19 protein-coding genes are annotated in these 16,303 nt (G+C 74.3%); 7 read left to right on the top strand and 12 right to left on the bottom strand.

The genetic code is table 11. The annotated features are described in order from the left end of the window. Window positions 1-64 precede the first annotated feature (64 nt). Both ATJ88_RS09210 and ATJ88_RS09205 read right to left on the bottom strand, forming a co-directional pair. Window positions 65-493 (bottom strand): organic hydroperoxide resistance protein, encoded by a 429-nt coding sequence (locus tag ATJ88_RS09210; RefSeq protein WP_098463577.1) that lies wholly within the window; start codon window positions 491-493, stop codon window positions 65-67. Further along, window positions 490-978 (bottom strand): MarR family winged helix-turn-helix transcriptional regulator, encoded by a 489-nt coding sequence (locus ATJ88_RS09205; protein WP_098463576.1) that lies wholly within the window; start codon window positions 976-978, stop codon window positions 490-492. Before ATJ88_RS09205 ends, ATJ88_RS09210 begins: the two co-directional genes overlap by 4 nt. Window positions 979-1,123: 145 nt before the next feature. Between ATJ88_RS09205 and ATJ88_RS09200 the strand changes: the two genes are divergently transcribed. Beyond that, window positions 1,124-2,218, top strand: coding sequence for a pectinesterase family protein (locus ATJ88_RS09200; RefSeq protein WP_098463575.1), 1,095 nt, complete (start codon window positions 1,124-1,126; stop codon window positions 2,216-2,218). A 64-nt stretch (window positions 2,219-2,282) separates the two neighbouring features. Here ATJ88_RS09200 and ATJ88_RS09195 read toward each other — a convergent pair whose 3' ends face one another. Then, complete coding sequence (locus tag ATJ88_RS09195) at window positions 2,283-2,909, bottom strand: YitT family protein (RefSeq protein ID WP_141538642.1); 627 nt, start codon at window positions 2,907-2,909, stop codon at window positions 2,283-2,285. 125 nt (window positions 2,910-3,034) lie between these two features. Here ATJ88_RS09195 and ATJ88_RS09190 point away from each other — a divergent pair, with 125 nt between their 5' ends. After that, window positions 3,035-3,883: an LLM class F420-dependent oxidoreductase gene (locus tag ATJ88_RS09190; protein ID WP_211287491.1), complete on the top strand. Its 849-nt coding sequence runs from the start codon at window positions 3,035-3,037 to the stop codon at window positions 3,881-3,883. A 15-nt stretch (window positions 3,884-3,898) separates the two neighbouring features. On the opposite strand, the gene ATJ88_RS09185 is transcribed toward ATJ88_RS09190, so the two are convergent. The 4 genes from ATJ88_RS09185 to ATJ88_RS09170 all read right to left on the bottom strand — a co-directional run bounded on the left by ATJ88_RS09185 (window position 3,899) and on the right by ATJ88_RS09170 (window position 7,286). Next, window positions 3,899-4,615 carry a hemerythrin domain-containing protein gene (locus ATJ88_RS09185; RefSeq protein WP_098463573.1) on the bottom strand — a complete coding sequence of 239 codons (717 nt, stop codon included), beginning with the start codon at window positions 4,613-4,615 and terminating at the stop codon, window positions 3,899-3,901. Between the two features lie 124 nt (window positions 4,616-4,739). Continuing rightward, complete coding sequence (locus ATJ88_RS09180; RefSeq protein WP_098463572.1) at window positions 4,740-6,143, bottom strand: copper resistance CopC/CopD family protein; 1,404 nt, start codon at window positions 6,141-6,143, stop codon at window positions 4,740-4,742. A 69-nt stretch (window positions 6,144-6,212) separates the two neighbouring features. Continuing rightward, window positions 6,213-6,653: a hypothetical protein gene (locus ATJ88_RS09175; RefSeq protein WP_098463571.1), complete on the bottom strand. Its 441-nt coding sequence runs from the start codon at window positions 6,651-6,653 to the stop codon at window positions 6,213-6,215. A gap of 39 nt (window positions 6,654-6,692) precedes the next feature. Further along, the gene (locus ATJ88_RS09170; protein ID WP_098463570.1) at window positions 6,693-7,286 is read right to left on the bottom strand and encodes a DUF998 domain-containing protein; all 594 of its coding nucleotides are present in this window, start codon (window positions 7,284-7,286) and stop codon (window positions 6,693-6,695) included. A gap of 149 nt (window positions 7,287-7,435) precedes the next feature. On the opposite strand from ATJ88_RS09170, the gene ATJ88_RS09165 reads away from it, so the two are divergent. From ATJ88_RS09165 to ATJ88_RS09150, 4 genes are all read left to right on the top strand, one after another. Continuing rightward, the gene (locus ATJ88_RS09165) at window positions 7,436-7,717 is read left to right on the top strand and encodes a hypothetical protein (RefSeq protein ID WP_141538641.1); all 282 of its coding nucleotides are present in this window, start codon (window positions 7,436-7,438) and stop codon (window positions 7,715-7,717) included. An 80-nt stretch (window positions 7,718-7,797) separates the two neighbouring features. Next, window positions 7,798-8,238, top strand: a complete 441-nt coding sequence (locus ATJ88_RS09160; RefSeq protein ID WP_098465232.1) for a ScoMcrA-related endonuclease — start codon at window positions 7,798-7,800, stop codon at window positions 8,236-8,238. Window positions 8,239-8,419: 181 nt separating this feature from the next. Further along, entirely contained in the window at window positions 8,420-9,724 is a 1,305-nt protein-coding gene (locus tag ATJ88_RS09155; RefSeq protein ID WP_211287490.1) for a glycosyl hydrolase family 18 protein, read from the top strand. Window positions 9,725-9,891: 167 nt separating this feature from the next. Then, on the top strand, window positions 9,892-10,455 hold the full coding sequence (locus tag ATJ88_RS09150; protein ID WP_098463568.1) for a dienelactone hydrolase family protein: 564 nt from the start codon (window positions 9,892-9,894) through the stop codon (window positions 10,453-10,455). 10 nt (window positions 10,456-10,465) lie between these two features. Here the strand turns inward: ATJ88_RS09150 and ATJ88_RS09145 are convergent, their stop codons facing one another. The 5 genes from ATJ88_RS09145 to ATJ88_RS09125 all read right to left on the bottom strand — a co-directional run bounded on the left by ATJ88_RS09145 (window position 10,466) and on the right by ATJ88_RS09125 (window position 14,818). After that, on the bottom strand, window positions 10,466-10,840 hold the full coding sequence (locus ATJ88_RS09145) for a DUF2200 domain-containing protein (protein WP_098463567.1): 375 nt from the start codon (window positions 10,838-10,840) through the stop codon (window positions 10,466-10,468). A gap of 73 nt (window positions 10,841-10,913) precedes the next feature. After that, a complete protein-coding gene (locus tag ATJ88_RS09140) occupies window positions 10,914-11,522 on the bottom strand; it encodes a dihydrofolate reductase family protein (protein ID WP_098463566.1) in 609 nt (202 codons plus the stop codon). A 78-nt stretch (window positions 11,523-11,600) separates the two neighbouring features. Then, window positions 11,601-11,891, bottom strand: a complete 291-nt coding sequence (locus ATJ88_RS09135; RefSeq protein ID WP_098463565.1) for a DUF1905 domain-containing protein — start codon at window positions 11,889-11,891, stop codon at window positions 11,601-11,603. 128 nt (window positions 11,892-12,019) lie between these two features. Continuing rightward, window positions 12,020-14,296: a catalase/peroxidase HPI gene (gene katG / locus ATJ88_RS09130; protein WP_098463564.1), complete on the bottom strand. Its 2,277-nt coding sequence runs from the start codon at window positions 14,294-14,296 to the stop codon at window positions 12,020-12,022. 66 nt (window positions 14,297-14,362) lie between these two features. Next, window positions 14,363-14,818 carry a Fur family transcriptional regulator gene (locus ATJ88_RS09125; RefSeq protein WP_098463563.1) on the bottom strand — a complete coding sequence of 152 codons (456 nt, stop codon included), beginning with the start codon at window positions 14,816-14,818 and terminating at the stop codon, window positions 14,363-14,365. Window positions 14,819-14,991: 173 nt separating this feature from the next. Here ATJ88_RS09125 and ATJ88_RS18330 point away from each other — a divergent pair, with 173 nt between their 5' ends. After that, complete coding sequence (locus tag ATJ88_RS18330; RefSeq protein WP_098463562.1) at window positions 14,992-16,284, top strand: hypothetical protein; 1,293 nt, start codon at window positions 14,992-14,994, stop codon at window positions 16,282-16,284. The last annotated feature ends 19 nt before the right edge of the window (window positions 16,285-16,303 follow it).

Here is a 16,303-nt window from a genome sequence, read left to right as displayed (position 1 = left end):
GGCCGGTCGCACCGGACGCACGGCGGCCCCGCGGGACCTGCCCGCGGGGCCGCCCGGGTGCGGTTCAGTCCTCGACGACCGTGACGGTCACGTCGATGTTGCCGCGGGTGGCGTTCGAGTACGGGCAGACCTGCTCGGCGGCGTCCGCGAGCGCCTGCGCCTGCTCGCGCGGGACACCGGGCACGACGACCTCCAGCTCCACCGCCAGCTCGAACCCGCCCTCGCCGTTCGCCCCGATGTGGACCCGCGCGCCCACCGAGGTGTCGGCCAGCGCGACCTTCTGCTGGCGGGCCACGGCCTGCAGCGCCGAGTGGAAGCAGGCGGCGTACCCGGCGGCGAAGAGCTGTTCGGGGTTGGACCCCTCGCCCGATCCGCCGAGCCCCTTCGGGGGCGCCATCTCGAGGTCGACACGCCCGTCGTCGGACCGGACGTGGCCGTCGCGGCCCGCTCCGGTGGACAGGGCCTCCGCGGTGTAGCCGATGGTCTGGATCATGCTGTGGTCTCCTCGTGTCGTGTGGTCGCGCCGGGTCCGGCGTGACCGGCCAGGAAGTCGTTGGCGCGGCGGAGCTGGTCGCGCAGCTCGACCGCGGCCTGCTCGTCGGGCGGCATCCGCTCGGCGAGGCAGCGCTGGACGTCGCCCAGCTCCTCGTGCAGCGCGCGCCCGGCGTCGGTCAGGGTGACGACGACGACCCGCTCGTCGGCGGTGGACCGGGTCCGCCGCACGACGTCGCGCGCCTCGAGCCGCTTGAGCAGCGGCGACAGCGTGCCGGAGTCGAGGTCGAGCACCGCTCCGAGCTCCCCCACCGTGAGCCCGGCGCCGGCGTTCCCACCGAGCGCGGTGACGACCACGTACTGCAGGTAGCTCAGCCCCCACGGTGCGAGCAGGTCGGCGTACAGCCTCGTGATCCGTCGCTCCAGGGAGTAGACGGCGAAGCACAGCAGCGGGTCGAGCGCGCGGGAGGCGCCGGAGTCGGGCACGGCACAACCGTCGCACACTATTCAATTGCGCACAACCGATACGCCGGGCGCCAGTGCCGGTGGCAGCGCTTGCCAGCGCCGCTCGGGCTGTGCCAGGGTGCAGGAAACCGGTTTCTCCGGACCGTCCGTACCCCAGGAGGCAACGATGCCTTGCCGACGCACCGCCGCGTCCGCCGCCCTCACCACCCTGCTCGTCGGCGCCCTGTGCGCCACCACGCTCCCCGCGCAGGCCCACGACTCCCCCGGCCGCGTCGAGGAACCCGTGGCCACCGTCGTGGTCGCGCCCGACGGCAGCGGCGACGCCACCACCGTCCAGGAGGCGGTCGACCTCGCGCCCACCGGCTCGACCGGACGGGTCGAGATCCTTCTCCGCCCCGGCACGTACTCCGGCCGCGTCGACGTCGACGCCGCCCACCCGAACCTCACGTTCGTCGGCGCCACCGGCGACCCGCGGGACGTCGTCATCACCGACGACCGCGCCGCGGGCACCCCGAAGCCCGAGGGCGGCACGTGGGGCACCTCCGGGTCGGCCACGGTCACGATCTCCGGCGAGGGCTTCCAGGCCCGTGCGGTGACGTTCGAGAACGCCTTCGACGAGGCCGCCCACCCCGAGATCACCAACCGCCAGGCCGTCGCCGTGAAGACCCGGGCGGACAAGGTCGTCTTCGACGACGTCCGCTTCCTCGGCAACCAGGACACCCTCTACCTCGACACCCCGAGCGTGGACGTCCCCGCCCGCGTGTACGTCCGCGACAGCTACGTCGAGGGCGACGTCGACTTCGTCTTCGGCCGCGCCACCGCCGTCATCGAGGACACGACCATCCGAGCGCTGAGCCGGGACAGCACGCCCAACGGCTACGTGTTCGCGCCCAGCACCTCGAAGGACTTCGCCCACGGGTTCCTCGTGATCGGCTCGCGCCTGACCACGAACGCCGCCGACGGGTCCTACTTCCTGGCCCGGCCGTGGCACCCGAGCAGCGCCCCGGACAACGACCCGCGGCTCGTCGTACGCGACTCCTGGCTCGGCAAGCACCTCGCCGTGGACGACCCGTGGACCACGATGTCCGGCTACGACTGGCTGCCCGGCAGCAACGCGGAGTTCCGCAACGCCGGCCCCGGCGCGCGCGTCACGGCGGACCGCCCGCAGCTGACGCGGGCGCAGGCGCGCGACCACGAGGTCGCGGACCACCTGTCCGGCGACGACGGCTGGGCACCGCAGCGCACCGAGCGCTGCCACTGACCCCGCACGCACGACGGGCCGCCTCCCCGGGGCAGGAGGCGGCCCGTCGTCGTGCCCGGTGCGCTCAGTACCCGGTGTAGCGCCCGGGGCGGTGGTTCACCGCGAGGATGACGCTCAGCAGCACGGCGCCGAGGACGGACAACAGCACGGTGGCCGGGGGCACGACCGCGACCGCCGCGAGCACGACCGCCGTGTCCAGGGCCATCTGGACGTAGCCTGCGCGCCAGCCGAGACGGTCCTGGGCGACGAGGGCGACGATGTTGAACCCGCCGAGGCTCGCACGATGGCGGAACAGGATGAGCAGCCCGACGCCCGCCAGCACGTTGCCGGCGACGACGCCGTAGGCGGGTGCGACCTCGACGTGCCCGAGCATCGCGGGGTGCAGGGTGCTGAAGCCGGAGACGAGCGCGATGGACAGGCCGGTGCGCAGCGTGAAGTCCCAGCCCTTCATGCGGATCGCCAGCAGGAAGAAGGGCAGGTTGACCAGGACGAACAGGACGGCGAACGGCGCGGGGAGGACGTAGCTGACGAGCAGCGAGAGCCCCGCGGTACCGCCGGTGACCGCGGAGACCGACTCCAGCAGGTACAGACCGAGCGAGATGACGAAGGTCCCGGTGAGGATGCCGAGGGCGTCCTCGAACAGCGAGTGCTTGACGGCGGCCGTCGGGTCGGCGGGGCGTGGCGTGCTCATGTCTCCTCGGCGCGGGCGGGGTGGGCCCGGGGTGTGTCACGGCCCTGGTACGGGCGGGTTCGGGTACGGCGCGGTGACGCCGCAGCGAGCGTAGCGGACCGCGGTCGCGTGCCAGGATGGCGGGCATGACGCTGCGCTTCGGTCTCAAGCTGGCCCAGGACGCCCCGGTGGAGTCGTTCCGCGAGGTGTGGCGCACGGCAGACGAGGCGGGGTTCGACCACGTGTGGGTGATGGACCACATCGCGGCCCTCGGCGACGACCCGACGCGGCCGATCTTCGACGCGTGGGCGATGCAGGCCGCGATGGCGGTGGACACGACGCGGGTGCGGATCGGCTGCATGGTGTCGGGGAACTCGTACCGCCACCCGGGGATGCTGGCGAAGCTCGCGACGACGGTGGACCACCTGTCCGGCGGGCGCCTCGAGTTCGGCATCGGCGCGGGCTGGAACGAGCGCGAGCACGCGATGTACGGGCTGGACCTGGGCTCGGTGCGCACCCGGATGGACCGGCTGGAGGAGGCGCTGCAGGTCGTGCGCTCCCTGTGGACGGAGCCGACGACGACGTTCGCCGGGGAGCACTACCGCCTCACCGACGCGGTGGCGGAGCCGAAGCCGGTGCAGCGCCCGCACCCGCCGATCTGGGTCGGCGGGTCGGGGCCGCGGCGCACGCTGCGCCTGGTGGCGCGGTACGCGGACGCCTGGAACGACACGACCAGCACCCCCGAGCAGCTCGCCGGCCTGGTCGAGGTGCTGGAGCGGCACTGCGCGGACGTCGGCCGCGACCCGGCCGAGGTCCGGCGCACCGTCCAGCTGCGCCTGCGCGAGCATGCGCTGGGCGACCTCGCGGGACTCGTGGAGCGGTACGCGGCGCTCGGTGTCACGGAGTTCGTCGTGGTGCTGCCCCCGGACGGCGACCTGCGCGGGCACCTGGACGACGTCGTCGCCGAACTGCCGCGCCTGCGCGTCGCGGGCTGACCTCGGGGCCGCGCCTCAGGTGCGCGGGATCGGCTCCCCGGGGAACAGGTCGCGGAACGTCCGCTCGAACTGGCGCCGACCGAACAGCCGGTACATCCAGCGCACGGGCGTGGGGGCGTCGTCGAGCATGGCCGGTCCGGCGTCGGGCGACGCGGTGATCATGAAGCCGATCTGGGGCAGGAGCCGCGAGCGCGGGATGGCCTGCATGGAGTGCTCCCCCAGCTCCTGCCACTCGGCCTCGGTGAGCACCTTCTCCACGACGGGGATCATCTCGACGACCTCGCGACGCAGGTGCACCCGCAGCACGGCGAGCATGCGCTCGTAGGCGTCCGCGAGCCGTTCGCCGGTGGCGGGGTCGGCGCTGTCCCGCCACGAGGTGAGCAGCGGCTCGGCCTCGTGCAGGAGCGCCTGGACCTGGGCGTGGTGGGCCCGCATCTGCCCGACGTGCAGCGCGCACGCGGGTGCCCTGCCCTCGAGGCGGTCCCACAGCAGGGTGTCCTCGCTCTCGTGGTGGACGTGCAGGGTGGCGTCGAGGTCGCCGAGCCAGCGCCCCACGAGCCCGCTGCGGACGGTGTCGCCGGCGGCGACCCCGCGCACGAGCCCGGGCGCACGCTCGTACCCCCACAGGAACGCGTTGTGGACCACCCGCATGTCGTCGCCGCGGCACAGCCGCGGCCCGTCCGGCACGGGCGGCGAGGACTCCCCCGGCGCGGCGACGTAGAAGTCGGTCACGGTGCCTCCCGGTGCTGACGCGACGGCGCGCGAGGCCTGTCCTCGGCGCGGGCCGCCACCAGGACGGAGGGTCGCGCGGTGCCCGGTGATACCGGGCCGCACGACGTGCCGGCTCCCGGGCGGGTCAGACGTGCACCGACGCGGCCACCAGCCAGGCGGTGAGCACCACGACCACGACGAGCAGCGTGGTCTCGGACCGGGCCCCGCGCTGGAGCCGGCCGGCGGCGGCGTGGGCCCGCCGGGCCCCGTGGCCCGGGGCCTCGAGGGTGGGCACCACCCGGAAGTGCTGGTGCGCGCCGAACGCGGCGACGATCCCGACGACGGCGACCTTGGCCAGGAGGACGAGCCCCCAGGAGGTCTCCCAGAGCTGGGCGGGCCGGTCGAGGATCTCGACGGCGAGGAGCACGCCCGCGACGCCGACCACCACGACGGCCACCGCGCCGACGGTGGAGAAGCGTGCGCCGAGCCGCCCGGCGTCGAGGAAGCGACCCTGGACACGACGGGCGCGCAGCACCACGCCGATCATGACGACACCGCCGATCCAGGTGGCTGCCGCGGCCAGGTGCGCGACGTCCACCCCGACGACGAGCCACCACGGGGTCCCGGTGTTGGAGTGGCCGTCGAGCACCTGGCCGGCGGTGGCGAGCAGGACGCCGACCACGGCGAGCCAGGAACCGGGCAGGCTGCGGCGCGCACCGGCCAGCACGGCGAGGGCTCCGAGCGCCTGGAGGGCGAACACGGTGCGGGCGCTGCCCGCGAGCGCGTCGGCGAGGCCGGTCCCGGACAGCGCGACGCCGAGCTCACCGCCGGCCACGACGACGGCCCTGGCCGCGAGCCGCAGGACGAGCCCGCCGAGGACCAGGGCGCCCGTCCAGCGCACGACGCGCAGGACGTCCGGGACGTCGCGGCGGTCGGTGCCGCGCAGCACGAGCGCGGCGAACAGGAGTCCCCCGAGGCCGACGAGCTGGCCCCAGAGCGCGGCCGCGCCGCCGAGGCGGGCGAGCACCCCGCCCACGGCCGCGGCGGTCGACGCGCTGCCGTCGGCCGCGGACGCACCGGCGTCCTCGGGGTGCGGCGCTTCGTCGGACGTCGTCGGGCCGGGCGTGGCGGGCTCCGACGCGGCGCCGCCGTCCCCGCCCTCCGGCTCGGCCGGGGCCCCCGCCACGGTGAAGGCGACGGTGCCGTCCAGCGGATGGCCGTCCTGCGCGGCCACGGTCCACTCCAGCCGGTACTCGCCGTCGGTGAGCGCGTCCGACGGGGTCGCCACGAGCACGGCGCCGTCCTGTCGTGCGGTCACCTCCACCGTGACGGGGCCGTCGGGGCCCTCGACCTCGACGGCGTCGCCGAGCGGTGTGACGGGCCTGGTGAACGTCAGGACGACCCGGGTGACGGCGCCGTCGGTCGTCGATCCGTCGGCGGGGTCCGAGGTGTCCAGGGCGGTGTGGGCGGCGGCGGGCGTCGCGCCCAGGGTGATCAGGAGCAGGGCGAGGGCAGCGCTGAACGCTGCCACGATGGGTCGGGCAGTCATGGTTCCTCTCGGGGACGGCGGGCGCGGCGGGAGCCGCGGGCTGCGGGCGCTCGGTGGGGGCGCCGCCGCTCAGGTCCTGCTGACCCCGAGGGCGAGGAGGTCGGGCGGCCACCGGGTCCCGGCCGGCCGGGCGACGGGGGCCGGCGGCCCGGGTCGCCGGCGCAGCCCGAGGCTGCCGACGTGCGGGCGCCGACCGGTCAGGAGCGCGACCACCGCTCCGAGCACCGCCGCGACGATCAGGGTGGACGCCACGACCGCGCTGCCGGGGTCGTCGTCGCCGGTCCGACCCGCGTCGTGGTCGGGGCCGGGGTCCACGTGCCCGTCGAGGACCAGGGCGATCCCCCGGTGCGGCACCGGCTCGTCGTGCGTGTGCGGCGCGGAGCCGAGGTGCCCGTCGTGCACCGGCGAGACGGCGGACCGGTGCCCGGAGAACATGACCAGCAGCGCGGCCACCAGGGCGGCGGCCACGACGGACAGCAGGACGGGGCCTGCCTTCCTCGTGCCGGTCATCCGGCGATCCTACGGGGCGGGCACGGCGCGCCCGGCCGGTCATCCGGCGCGCGGGACCTCCCGTGCCAGCAGCACGGCCTCCACGGCGTACCAGGTGTACCCGACCGCGAACAGCGTGCGCTGGGCGGCGCCCTCGACGGACGGCCAGGTGATCATGACGAGCGGCAGCAGCACGGAGGCGACGACGGCGACGGTGTCCAGCACGCGCACCGGCCCCGCCCCCGGGCCCCGACGCACCCCGACGGAGATCACCCCGACGACGAACGCGAACCCGACGGCCGTCGCGGCCACGGAGTGCAACGAGTCCTCCACGGCGTCCCAGGAGGCCGGGTACCAGGCCCGGTGGGACACGATCGCCACGGCGATCATGCCGACGCCGTAGATCCCGTGCGCGCCACGGCCCCACGGACCCCACGCTCGGGCGGAGCGCGACGCCTCCAGCAGCACCGCCAGGCCGAGCAGCACGAACCCGGACCGTGCGACCCAGGCGCCCGGCACACCCTGCCCGCCGGACTCGCTCACCGAGTGCTCCACGGCGTCGTACGTGTCCGGCACGGCCAGGGGTGCCAGCGCGACGCACAGCGCGCTGAGGGCGAGCAGGGCGACGACGACCCTCGCCGAGATCCGGTCCACGACGCCACCATGCCACCGGCGGACGCCCGGGGCCCGCGCTGCGAGCCGGCCCCGACCTGCCTACGGTCGAGGGGCGGCGCCGCCGGCCTCACCGACGAGCGTCGGCCCGCGACGACGCGGGCGGGGTGCCGCCGATCGAGGGGGACGTCATGAAGAAGCTGACCGTGGGCGCGGCCGTCGCCGTGCTGCTCGCCGTGCCGGCCGTCGCCGCACCGGCCGCCGCCGCGCCGCAGCCGTCCTGCTGGGGCCAGGCCTCGGCGGTGTTCGCCCAGATGGGTGCGATGGGCGAGCACTCGGCGCAGATGCCGACACCGCGTGCGGGCCTGCGCAACCTGGCGCGGGCGGCGCTGGGTCCGGACGCCACGATGGCCGACCTGGGGGTGTTCGTCTCCACGACGCTGGGGCTCTCGATCGACGCCTGCACCGGCTGACCCTCGATGCCCGTGTGGCGGTGGCCACGAAGGGCCCGACGGCGCACCGGGTGTTCAGGTCCGTGACCTACGCTCCCTCCATGGCCACCTTCTCCTCCGTCACGAGCAGTCACGTCCTCGCCGCGATCGCCGAGCACGACGACCGCGGCGAGGCGGCGTTCCTCGGCGTCTACGGCTTCACCCCGACGCCGGGCGTCACCCTCACCCACGAGGGCAGGGCGTACGACGCGACGGCGATCCTCGCCGTCGCGCACCGGTACGCGACCGGCCGTGCCGCGCTGCCCGAGGAGATGACGGGCGGGAAGGTCGCGGTGGGCACGCTGCTGTCCAAGCGCGGCTTCGAGGTGTCCGGCGGCCGGTCCGCCGCGACCGCCCCGGCGCGCCGCGCGGCGACGCGCACCCCCAAGGCGCCGGCCGCACCGCGGACGCGCAAGGCCGCGGAGCCGGAGGAGCCGCCCGCCCTGTGCCCCACCTGCTACATGGCGCTGCCCGCCACGGGCGTCTGCGACACCTGCGCCTGACGCGCGACGACGCTCCTTCGGCCCGGCCGGGCTGACGGCGGGTCGTCCCGTACGGGTTCTCCCGTACGGGAGCGCCGCAAGTCGGCGGCGATCCCTCATGTCGGCGCGTGCCGGGCGCCGCCTACGGTCGAGGGCGACCGGCGCCCCGTGAGGGGCGCCCCTCGACCTCAGGAGGACCGTCGTGAAGATCTCCACCCGACCGGCCGGGCGGCGCGCCCGGACGCTCGCCACCGGCCTCGCCGCCGTCGCGCTGGCCGCAGCGGGCGCGCTGGCCGCCGTCCCGGCCACCGCCGCCCCCGCCGCGTCGTCGGCGCCCGCCGTGGAGGCCGCCGCGACGGCCGCCACCGGCAAGCAGTGGCTCACCGGCTACTGGCACAACTTCGACAACGGCTCGGTGACGATGCGGCTGTCGGAGATCCCGCAGGCGTACAACCTCGTCGCGGTCGCGTTCGCCGACAACAAGACGGGCACGCCCGGCGGCATCACGTTCAACCTGGCGTCCGCCGAGCTCGGCGGATACACCGTCGCCCAGTTCAAGGCCGACGTGGCGGCGATCCGCGCCCAGGGCCGCAAGGTGATCATCTCGGTCGGTGGCGAGCGCGGCAACGTCGTCGTCTCCAACGCGACCGAGGCGAAGAACTTCGCCGACACCACGTACGCCCTCATGCAGGAGTACGGCTTCGACGGCGTCGACATCGACCTCGAGCACGGCATCAACGCGACCTACATGGCGGACGCCCTGCACCAGCTGTCGGCGAAGGCCGGGCCGGACCTCATCATCGCGATGGCGCCGCAGACGATCGACTACCAGGCGACCAGCATGGGCTACTACCAGCTCACCCTGGCCATCAAGGACATCCTCACGATCGTCAACACCCAGTACTACAACTCGGGCACCATGATGGGCTGCAACCAGCAGGTGTACTCGCAGGCCACCGTCGACTTCCTCACGGCGCTGTCGTGCATCCAGCTGGAGATGGGGCTGCGCCCCGACCAGGTCGGCATCGGCGTCCCGGCCGTCCCGCGCGCGGCGGGCGGCGGCTACCAGCCGATGGCGAACGTCATCAAGGCCGTCGACTGCCTCGAGGTGGGCACCGGCTGCGGCGCCTTCAAGCCCGCCAAGCAGTACGGCAAGATCGGCGGCGTCATGACCTGGTCGATCAACTGGGACAAGACCAACAACTACGAGCTCGCCAACACCATCGGCGCACGGCTCGCGAGCGGCCCGGGCACCACCCCCACCCCGACGCCGACCCCGACCCCCAGCAGCACGCCCACCCCGACGACCACCCCGACCCCGTCGCCGTCCCCGACGACCCCGGTCACGTGCACCGCGGCGGCGGCCTGGTCGGCGTCGAAGGTCTACGTCGGCGGCAACCGCGTCTCCCACCAGGGCCGCCTGTACGAGGCCAAGTGGTGGACGACCGGCGAGAACCCCACGCAGAGCGGCCAGTGGGGCGTCTGGCGCGACCTCGGCCCCTGCTGAGCGCGCACGGCGCACACCGCACCTCCGCAGCACGCCGACGGCGCGGCACCTCCCCGGTGCCGCGCCGTCGGCGTCCCCGCTCCCCCGCGACGCCGCGCTCCCCCGCCGGGCCGGCGTCGTCCGCGGCGCGCCGGGCGAGCGTCACGCCCTGCGCCTACTCTGCCGCCATGGCCGAGATCGTGCTGTTCCACCACGCCCGCGGGGTGACCGACGGCGTCCGCTCGTTCGCCGAGGTGCTGCGGGGGCACGGCCACGTCGTGCACCTCCCCGACCTGTTCGAGGGGCAGGTGTTCGACACCGTGGAGGAAGGCGTCGCGCACGCCGGTGTCGTCGGGGAGGACGTGCTGGCCGAGCGCGCCGCGACGTTCGTCGACCGACTCCCGGCAGGGATCGTGCACGGGGGCATGTCGATGGGCGCCGCGCGTGCCGCGGAGGGCGTGCTGCGCCGACCCGGTGCCCGGGCGGCGTTCTTCCTGTACGGCGCGGTCGCCCCGTCGTGGTGGGGCGCCACCTGGCCGGAGGGCGTGCCCTCCCAGGCGCACGTCAGCGCGGACGACCCGTGGCGCGAAACGGAGGCCGAGGACGAGTACGTCGCGGACGTCCCCGGCGGCGAGCTGTTCGTCTACCCCGGCTCCGGCCACCTGTTCGCCGAGCCCGGCCACCCGGACCACGACCCCGACGCCGCCGCGCTCGCGACCCGCCGGGTGCTCGAGCTGCTCGACGCCCTGTGACCGACCCTGCTCAGGACGCCTGCGGGACCTCGGCACCGCCGCGCAGGATCGACGACATCTTCTTGCCGCGGGCCACCTCGTCGACCAGCTTGTCGAGGTAGCGGACCTTCTGCATCAGGGGGTCCTCGATGTCCTCGACCCGGTGGCCGCAGATCACGCCCGTGATGAGGGCGGCGTGCGGGTTCCACCGCGGGGTCGCGGCGAAGAACTCCTCCATGGTGACCTCGTCGGCGATGACGCGGGCGATCCCCGCGTCGTCGTAGCCCGTCAGCCAGGTGATGACCTGGTGCAGCTCGGCGACGGTGTGGCCCTTGCGCTCCACCTTCGTCACGTAGTGCGGGTAAATGCTCGCGAAGCTCATCGCGAAGATGCGGTGTCCGGCCATGTCGGGTCCTTCCGTGCGTCGCCCGGAGGGCGTGGGCTCCATGGTCCCACGCCCTGGCCGCAGGGCGGCCGCGTCAGGCCGTCATGTCACCCGTGGCCGGGACGCCGTCGAGCAGGCCGTAGCGCAGCAGCACGGCGCCGCGCGGGCCGGCGACCGGCGGCTGGAGCAGCTCCAGGTTCGTGGGGACCTCGCCGCCCGCGAACACCCTCTTGCCGGTACCGAGGACGATCGGGTGCACCCACAGGTCGAGCCGGTCGAACAGCCTGTGCGCCAGGAGGCTCTGCACGAGATCGAGGCTGCCCACGACCTTGACGTGCTCGTGCCGCCCGCGCAGCGCGTGCACCTCGCACACCAGGTCGGTGCCGAGCCGGGAGGACCCCGCCCACGACAGGTCGGGCTCGGAGCGGGTGGCGACGTACTTCGGCACGCGGTTGAACAGCCGCCCGAACGCGTCGTCCTGGTGCGGCCAGTAGGCGGCGAAGATGTCGTACGTCCGTCGGCCCAGCAGCAGGGCGTCGGTGCCCTCGTAGGCGGCGCGCACCTGCTCACCCGCGACGTCGTCCAGCAGCGGCGCCTGCCAGCCGCCGAAGGCGAACCCGCCCGCCGGGTCCTCGTCCGGCCCGCCCGGCGCCTGCCCCACCAGGTCCAGCGTGCAGAACAGCTCGATCTCGACGTCTCCCACGGTTCTCCCCCTCTCGGCTCGTCCCACCAGGGTGGACGCCCCGGGACCGGCGGACTCATCGCCGCTGCCGGGACGCCGTCAGGCCGGGCGCGCGAGGTGGACGGTCACCACGTCCCCGACGTCCTTGCCGAGCGTGCGGCGGACCCTCGCGCTGAGCGACAGCATGAGGCTGCCGCCACCGGTCGGCATGAGCCCGATGTTCGGCAGGGTCACGACGCCGTCGACGGTCGCGTCGACCCGCACCGCGCGCAGCGACCCGAACAGCCCGCGTGCGTCCGGCACCTCGACGCACGGCCACACCTCCCCCTTGACGTCGACGCCGATCGGCGCGCTGAAGGTGTGGTCCAGGGTCTCGTGCGTGGTGGTCATGCTGCTCCTTCGTCCGAGGTCGGTACGCCGGTACGACCGGGGCGCGGCGGCGGACTCATCGGTGCGGGCACGACGACGCCCGGCACCCCGCAAGGGGGTACCGGGCGTCGGGGAGCCGCAGACTCAGGTCACGCGGACAGGCCCGCGTAGCGCAGGTCGAAGCGGTCGGCGTTCATGACCTTGACCCACGCGGCGACGAAGTCCGTCACGAACTTCTGCTGCGCGTCGTCGGAGGCGTAGACCTCCGCGAGGGCGCGCAGCTCGGAGTTCGAGCCGAAGACGAGGTCGGAGCGGGTGCCGACCCACTTCTTCTCGCCGGTGGTGCGGTCGAACCCGGCGTAGGCGTGCTTGCCCGGGTCGAGCGCCTTCCACTCGGTGGACATGTCGAGCAGGTTCGCGAACCAGTCGTTCGACAGGACGCCGGGGGTGTCGGTGAACACGCCGTAGGCGGAGCCGTCGTGGTTGGCGCCGAGGACGCGCAGGCCACCGACGAGCACGGTCATCTCCGGCGCGGAGAGGCCGAGCAGGTTGGCGCGGTCGACCAGGCTGTACTCCGCGGGCAGCGGGCTCTTGCCCGCGTAGTTGCGGAAGCCGTCGGCGACGGGCTCGAGCCAGGCGAACTGGTCGAGGTCGGTCTGCTCCTGGGTGGCGTCGACGCGGCCCTGGGCGAACGGCACCTCGACGGGCACGCCCGCGGCGGCCGCGGCCTGCTCGACGCCCACGCCGCCGGCGAGGACGATGACGTCGGCCAGGGAGACCTCGGCACCGGTCTGCTCGGCGAAGTCACGCTGGACGCCCTCGAGGACGGGGAGCACGACACCGAGCTGGTCGGGGTTGTTGACCGCCCAGGAGCGCTGCGGCTCGAGGCGGATACGGGCACCGTTGGCGCCGCCGCGCTTGTCGGAGTCACGGTAGGACGAGGCCGCGGCCCACGCGGTGGACACGAGCTGCGCGACGGTCAGGCCGGACCCGGCGATCGCCGTCTTCAGCGCGGCGAGCTGGTCGTCGGTGAGGTCGGCGGCCGTGCGGGCGGGCAGCGGGTCCTGCCAGGGCAGGTCCTCGGCCGGGACCTCGGAGCCGAGGTAGCGGACCTTCGGGCCCATGTCACGGTGGGTGAGCTTGAACCAGGCGCGGGCGAACGCGTCGGTGAACGCCTGCTGGTCGTCCTTGAACTTCCGCGAGATCGGCTCGAGCTCCGGGTCGAAGCGCAGCGCGAGGTCGGAGGTCAGCATGCGCGGCTCGCGCCGACCGTCGGAGTGGGCGAGCGGGACCATGTCCGCGCCGCCGTCGTCCTTCGGACGCCACTGCTTCGCGCCGGCCGGGGACTCCATGAGCTCCCACTCGTACGCGAACAGGATGTGGAAGAACTCGTTGTCCCAGCGGGTCGGGTGGTAGGTCCAGGTGACCTCCAGGCCCGAGGTGGTCGTGTCGTCGCCGACGCCCGTGCCGTGCGCGTTCTTCCAGCCGAGGCCCTGCATCTCCAGGCCGGCGGCCTCCGGGTCGGCGTCCAGGTGCTCGTCGGACGCGGCACCGTGGGTCTTGCCGAAGGTGTGGCCGCCGGCGATGAGGGCGACGGTCTCCTCCAGGTCCATGCCCATGCGGCGGAACGTCTCCTTGACGTCCACGGCGGAGGCCAGCGGGTCCGGGTTGCCGTTCGGGCCCTCGGGGTTGACGTAGATGAGGCCCATCTGGACGGCCGCCAGCGGCTCCTCCAGGTCGCGCTCACCGGTGTAGCGCTGGTCCGCGAGCCACGTGGTCTCGGGGCCCCAGTAGACGTCCTGGTCGGCCTCCCACACGTCGGCGCGACCGCCGCCGAACCCGAAGGTCGGGAAGCCCATGTCCTCGAGCGCGACGTTGCCGGCGAGGATCATGAGGTCGGCCCAGGACAGCGACTGGCCGTACTTCTTCTTGACGGGCCACAGCAGACGGCGGGCCTTGTCGAGGCTGACGTTGTCGGGCCAGGAGTTCAGCGGGGCGAAGCGCTGCTGGCCCTCGCCGCCGCCGCCGCGACCGTCGAACGACCGGTAGGTGCCGGCCGAGTGCCAGGCCATGCGGATCATGAACGGGCCGTAGTTGCCGAAGTCGGCGGGCCACCAGTCCTGGGAGTCGTGCAGCACCGCCTGGACGTCGGCCTTGACCGCGGCCAGGTCCAGGGCGAGGAACGCCTCGCGGTAGTCGAAGCCGGCGTCGAGCGGGTTCCCGACGGCGGGGTTCTTCGCGAGCATGCGCAGGTTGAGCTGGTTGGGCCACCAGCCGCGGTTGCCGCCGCCCTCGGTCGGGTGGGGGGCGCGCTCACCGTGGATGACGGGGCACTCGCCCGCCGCCTCGGCGGCCTCGCCGCCGGTGCCGCCGATGGGCTCGACGTCGTCGCTCACGGGGACGATGCCGTGGGGGTCCTGGGTCATGGGGGTCCTTCCGGTCTGATGCTGGGACAGGGCATGGTGAGCGTGCTCGGCGAGGAGCACCGCAGGTCAGGCGTGCGCGTCGGGCGTCGGCGTCGAGGCGGCCTGCGCACGGCAGGCGGGGCACAGGCCCCAGTACACGACCTCGGCCTCGTCGATCCGGAAGCCGTGGTCGTCGGACGGCGCGAGGCAGACCGTCTCGCCGACGGCGCAGTCGACGTCCTCCACGACGCCGCACACGCGGCAGACGACGTGGTGGTGGTTGTCCCCCACGCGGGTCTCGTACCGCGCGACGGAGCCCGCGGGCTGGATCTTGCGCACGATCCCGGCGGTGCTGAGCACACGCAGGGAGTCGTAGACCGTCTGGTGGGAGACCTCGGGCAGTGCCCGGCGCACGTCCGCGATGATCGAGTCGGTGTCGGCGTGGGGCAGGCCGTGGACGGACTCGAGCACCGCGATGCGGGGGCGCGTCACCCGCAGGGATGCCTCCCTCAGCATCTGCCGCGCGTCGATCGTCGTCCTCATGACCGCCACCCTGCCCTGTTTTCTGGAATGAGTCAAGAAACCGCGGGCCGATCCTGGCCCGGCGCGTATCAGGCGCTCCGCCCGACGCTCCGAACACATGAGACAGCGATCATCCCGACCGCGAGGTCGGCACGTTCGGGCAACACCTCGACCAACGACGGATCGACGACGCCATGTCCGCAGAGACCATCCCCTGGAAGACCCGGGACGCAGACCTCGTCCCCGGCCCCGTGTACCTCCTCCGGTTCGACAAGGACGGGCGGCTCACCTCGCCGCGGTCGCTCGAGGCGCTCCTGCGGGCCGCGCGCGACGCCACCGACGTGGTGCTCTTCTCCCACGGCTGGAACAACGACTTCGCGGCGGCGACCTCCCGCTACGACCGGTTCTTCGGCCACCTCGACGACGTCGTGCGCCGCCAGGGGCCGCCGCGACGACCGTGGCGGCCCGTCCACGTCGGCGTGATCTGGCCCAGCACCGCGCTCGTCATGCCGGACGAGCGCGGTCCGGACATCGCCGGCGGCACGGGCGACGACCTCGACGCCGAGCTCGCCGTCCTGGCCGACGACCTCGGGGCGGACCAGGTCGCCGAGCTGCGGGCGCTCCTCGCCGACCCCGGGCCCGGCGAGGACGGGGCCGCTCGCGCCGCGCAGATCCTGGCGACGCTGCCCACCGACGACGAGACCGGCGCGGACGACGCGCCCGTGGACGGTGCCGAGCTGCTCGAGGTGTGGCGGGACACCCGGCAGACGCTCGCCCCTGCCCCGCCCGCCCGGCGCGGCGGCATCATCGACGACGAGACGGAGCTCGCCGGCCCCGACGTCGCGGGGCTCGACCCCTTCGCCCTGCTGCGCGACGGGATCCGGCTCACCACGGTCCGGCTCATGAAGGACCGCGGCGGCCGGGTGGGCGCCCGCGGGGTCGGCCCGGTCGTCCGCGACCTGGTGGCAGCAGGTCCCCGTCTCCACCTCGTGGGCCACTCCTACGGGTGCCGGGTGGTGCTGTCCGCGGTCTGCCACGGCGCCCCGCCGGTCCCGGCCGTCGACTCCGTCCTCCTGCTCCAGCCGGCGCTGTCCGCCCTCGCGTTCGCGCCCGACGTCGGGGGCCGTCCGGGCGGCTACCGGGACGCGATGCGGCGCGTCCGCCTGCCGATCGTCACCACGCGGTCCCGGCACGACGTGCCCCTGACGAAGGTCTTCCACCTGGCCCTGCGCCGGCGGTCCGACCTGGGCGAGGCGGCGATCGCGGGCGGGGTGTCGAGGTACGCGGCCCTGGGCGGCTTCGGGCCGCAGGGCACGGGTCCCGGAGAGCTCGTCCGGCTGCCGATGCCCGACGTCGGCGGGCCCTACCCGCTCACGGGCACGCACCGGCTGGTCGAGGTCGACGGCACCGCCTTCATCCCCGGCCACGGGGACGTCGAGAGCGACCAGACCGCCTGGGCGCTCCTGTGCCAGATCGAGCAGGACTGACGAGGGACCGGCGAGGGGG

Source organism: Isoptericola jiangsuensis, from assembly GCF_002563715.1.
GTDB lineage: Bacteria > Actinomycetota > Actinomycetes > Actinomycetales > Cellulomonadaceae > Isoptericola > Isoptericola jiangsuensis.
The sequence above is the reverse complement of the archived record's forward strand: the minus strand, read 5'-3'. Positions and strand labels throughout refer to the sequence as shown.

Bases quoted from the DNA above. Each gene is read 5' to 3' on its own strand.
- ATJ88_RS18330 (WP_098463562.1), top strand. From the start codon at position 14,992: ATGTCCGCAGAGACCATCCCCTGGAAGACCCGGGACGCAGACCTCGTC.
- ATJ88_RS09160 (WP_098465232.1), top strand. From the start codon at position 7,798: ATGGCCACCTTCTCCTCCGTCACGAGCAGTCACGTCCTCGCCGCGATC.
- ATJ88_RS09180 (WP_098463572.1), bottom strand. From the start codon at position 6,143: ATGACTGCCCGACCCATCGTGGCAGCGTTCAGCGCTGCCCTCGCCCTG.
- ATJ88_RS09210 (WP_098463577.1), bottom strand. From the start codon at position 493: ATGATCCAGACCATCGGCTACACCGCGGAGGCCCTGTCCACCGGAGCG.
- ATJ88_RS09195 (WP_141538642.1), bottom strand. From the start codon at position 2,909: ATGAGCACGCCACGCCCCGCCGACCCGACGGCCGCCGTCAAGCACTCG.
- ATJ88_RS09200 (WP_098463575.1), top strand. From the start codon at position 1,124: ATGCCTTGCCGACGCACCGCCGCGTCCGCCGCCCTCACCACCCTGCTC.
- ATJ88_RS09190 (WP_211287491.1), top strand. From the start codon at position 3,035: ATGACGCTGCGCTTCGGTCTCAAGCTGGCCCAGGACGCCCCGGTGGAG.
- ATJ88_RS09175 (WP_098463571.1), bottom strand. From the start codon at position 6,653: ATGACCGGCACGAGGAAGGCAGGCCCCGTCCTGCTGTCCGTCGTGGCC.
- ATJ88_RS09150 (WP_098463568.1), top strand. From the start codon at position 9,892: ATGGCCGAGATCGTGCTGTTCCACCACGCCCGCGGGGTGACCGACGGC.
- ATJ88_RS09165 (WP_141538641.1), top strand. From the start codon at position 7,436: ATGAAGAAGCTGACCGTGGGCGCGGCCGTCGCCGTGCTGCTCGCCGTG.
- katG (WP_098463564.1), bottom strand. From the start codon at position 14,296: ATGACCCAGGACCCCCACGGCATCGTCCCCGTGAGCGACGACGTCGAG.
- ATJ88_RS09125 (WP_098463563.1), bottom strand. From the start codon at position 14,818: ATGAGGACGACGATCGACGCGCGGCAGATGCTGAGGGAGGCATCCCTG.
- ATJ88_RS09145 (WP_098463567.1), bottom strand. From the start codon at position 10,840: ATGGCCGGACACCGCATCTTCGCGATGAGCTTCGCGAGCATTTACCCG.
- ATJ88_RS09135 (WP_098463565.1), bottom strand. From the start codon at position 11,891: ATGACCACCACGCACGAGACCCTGGACCACACCTTCAGCGCGCCGATC.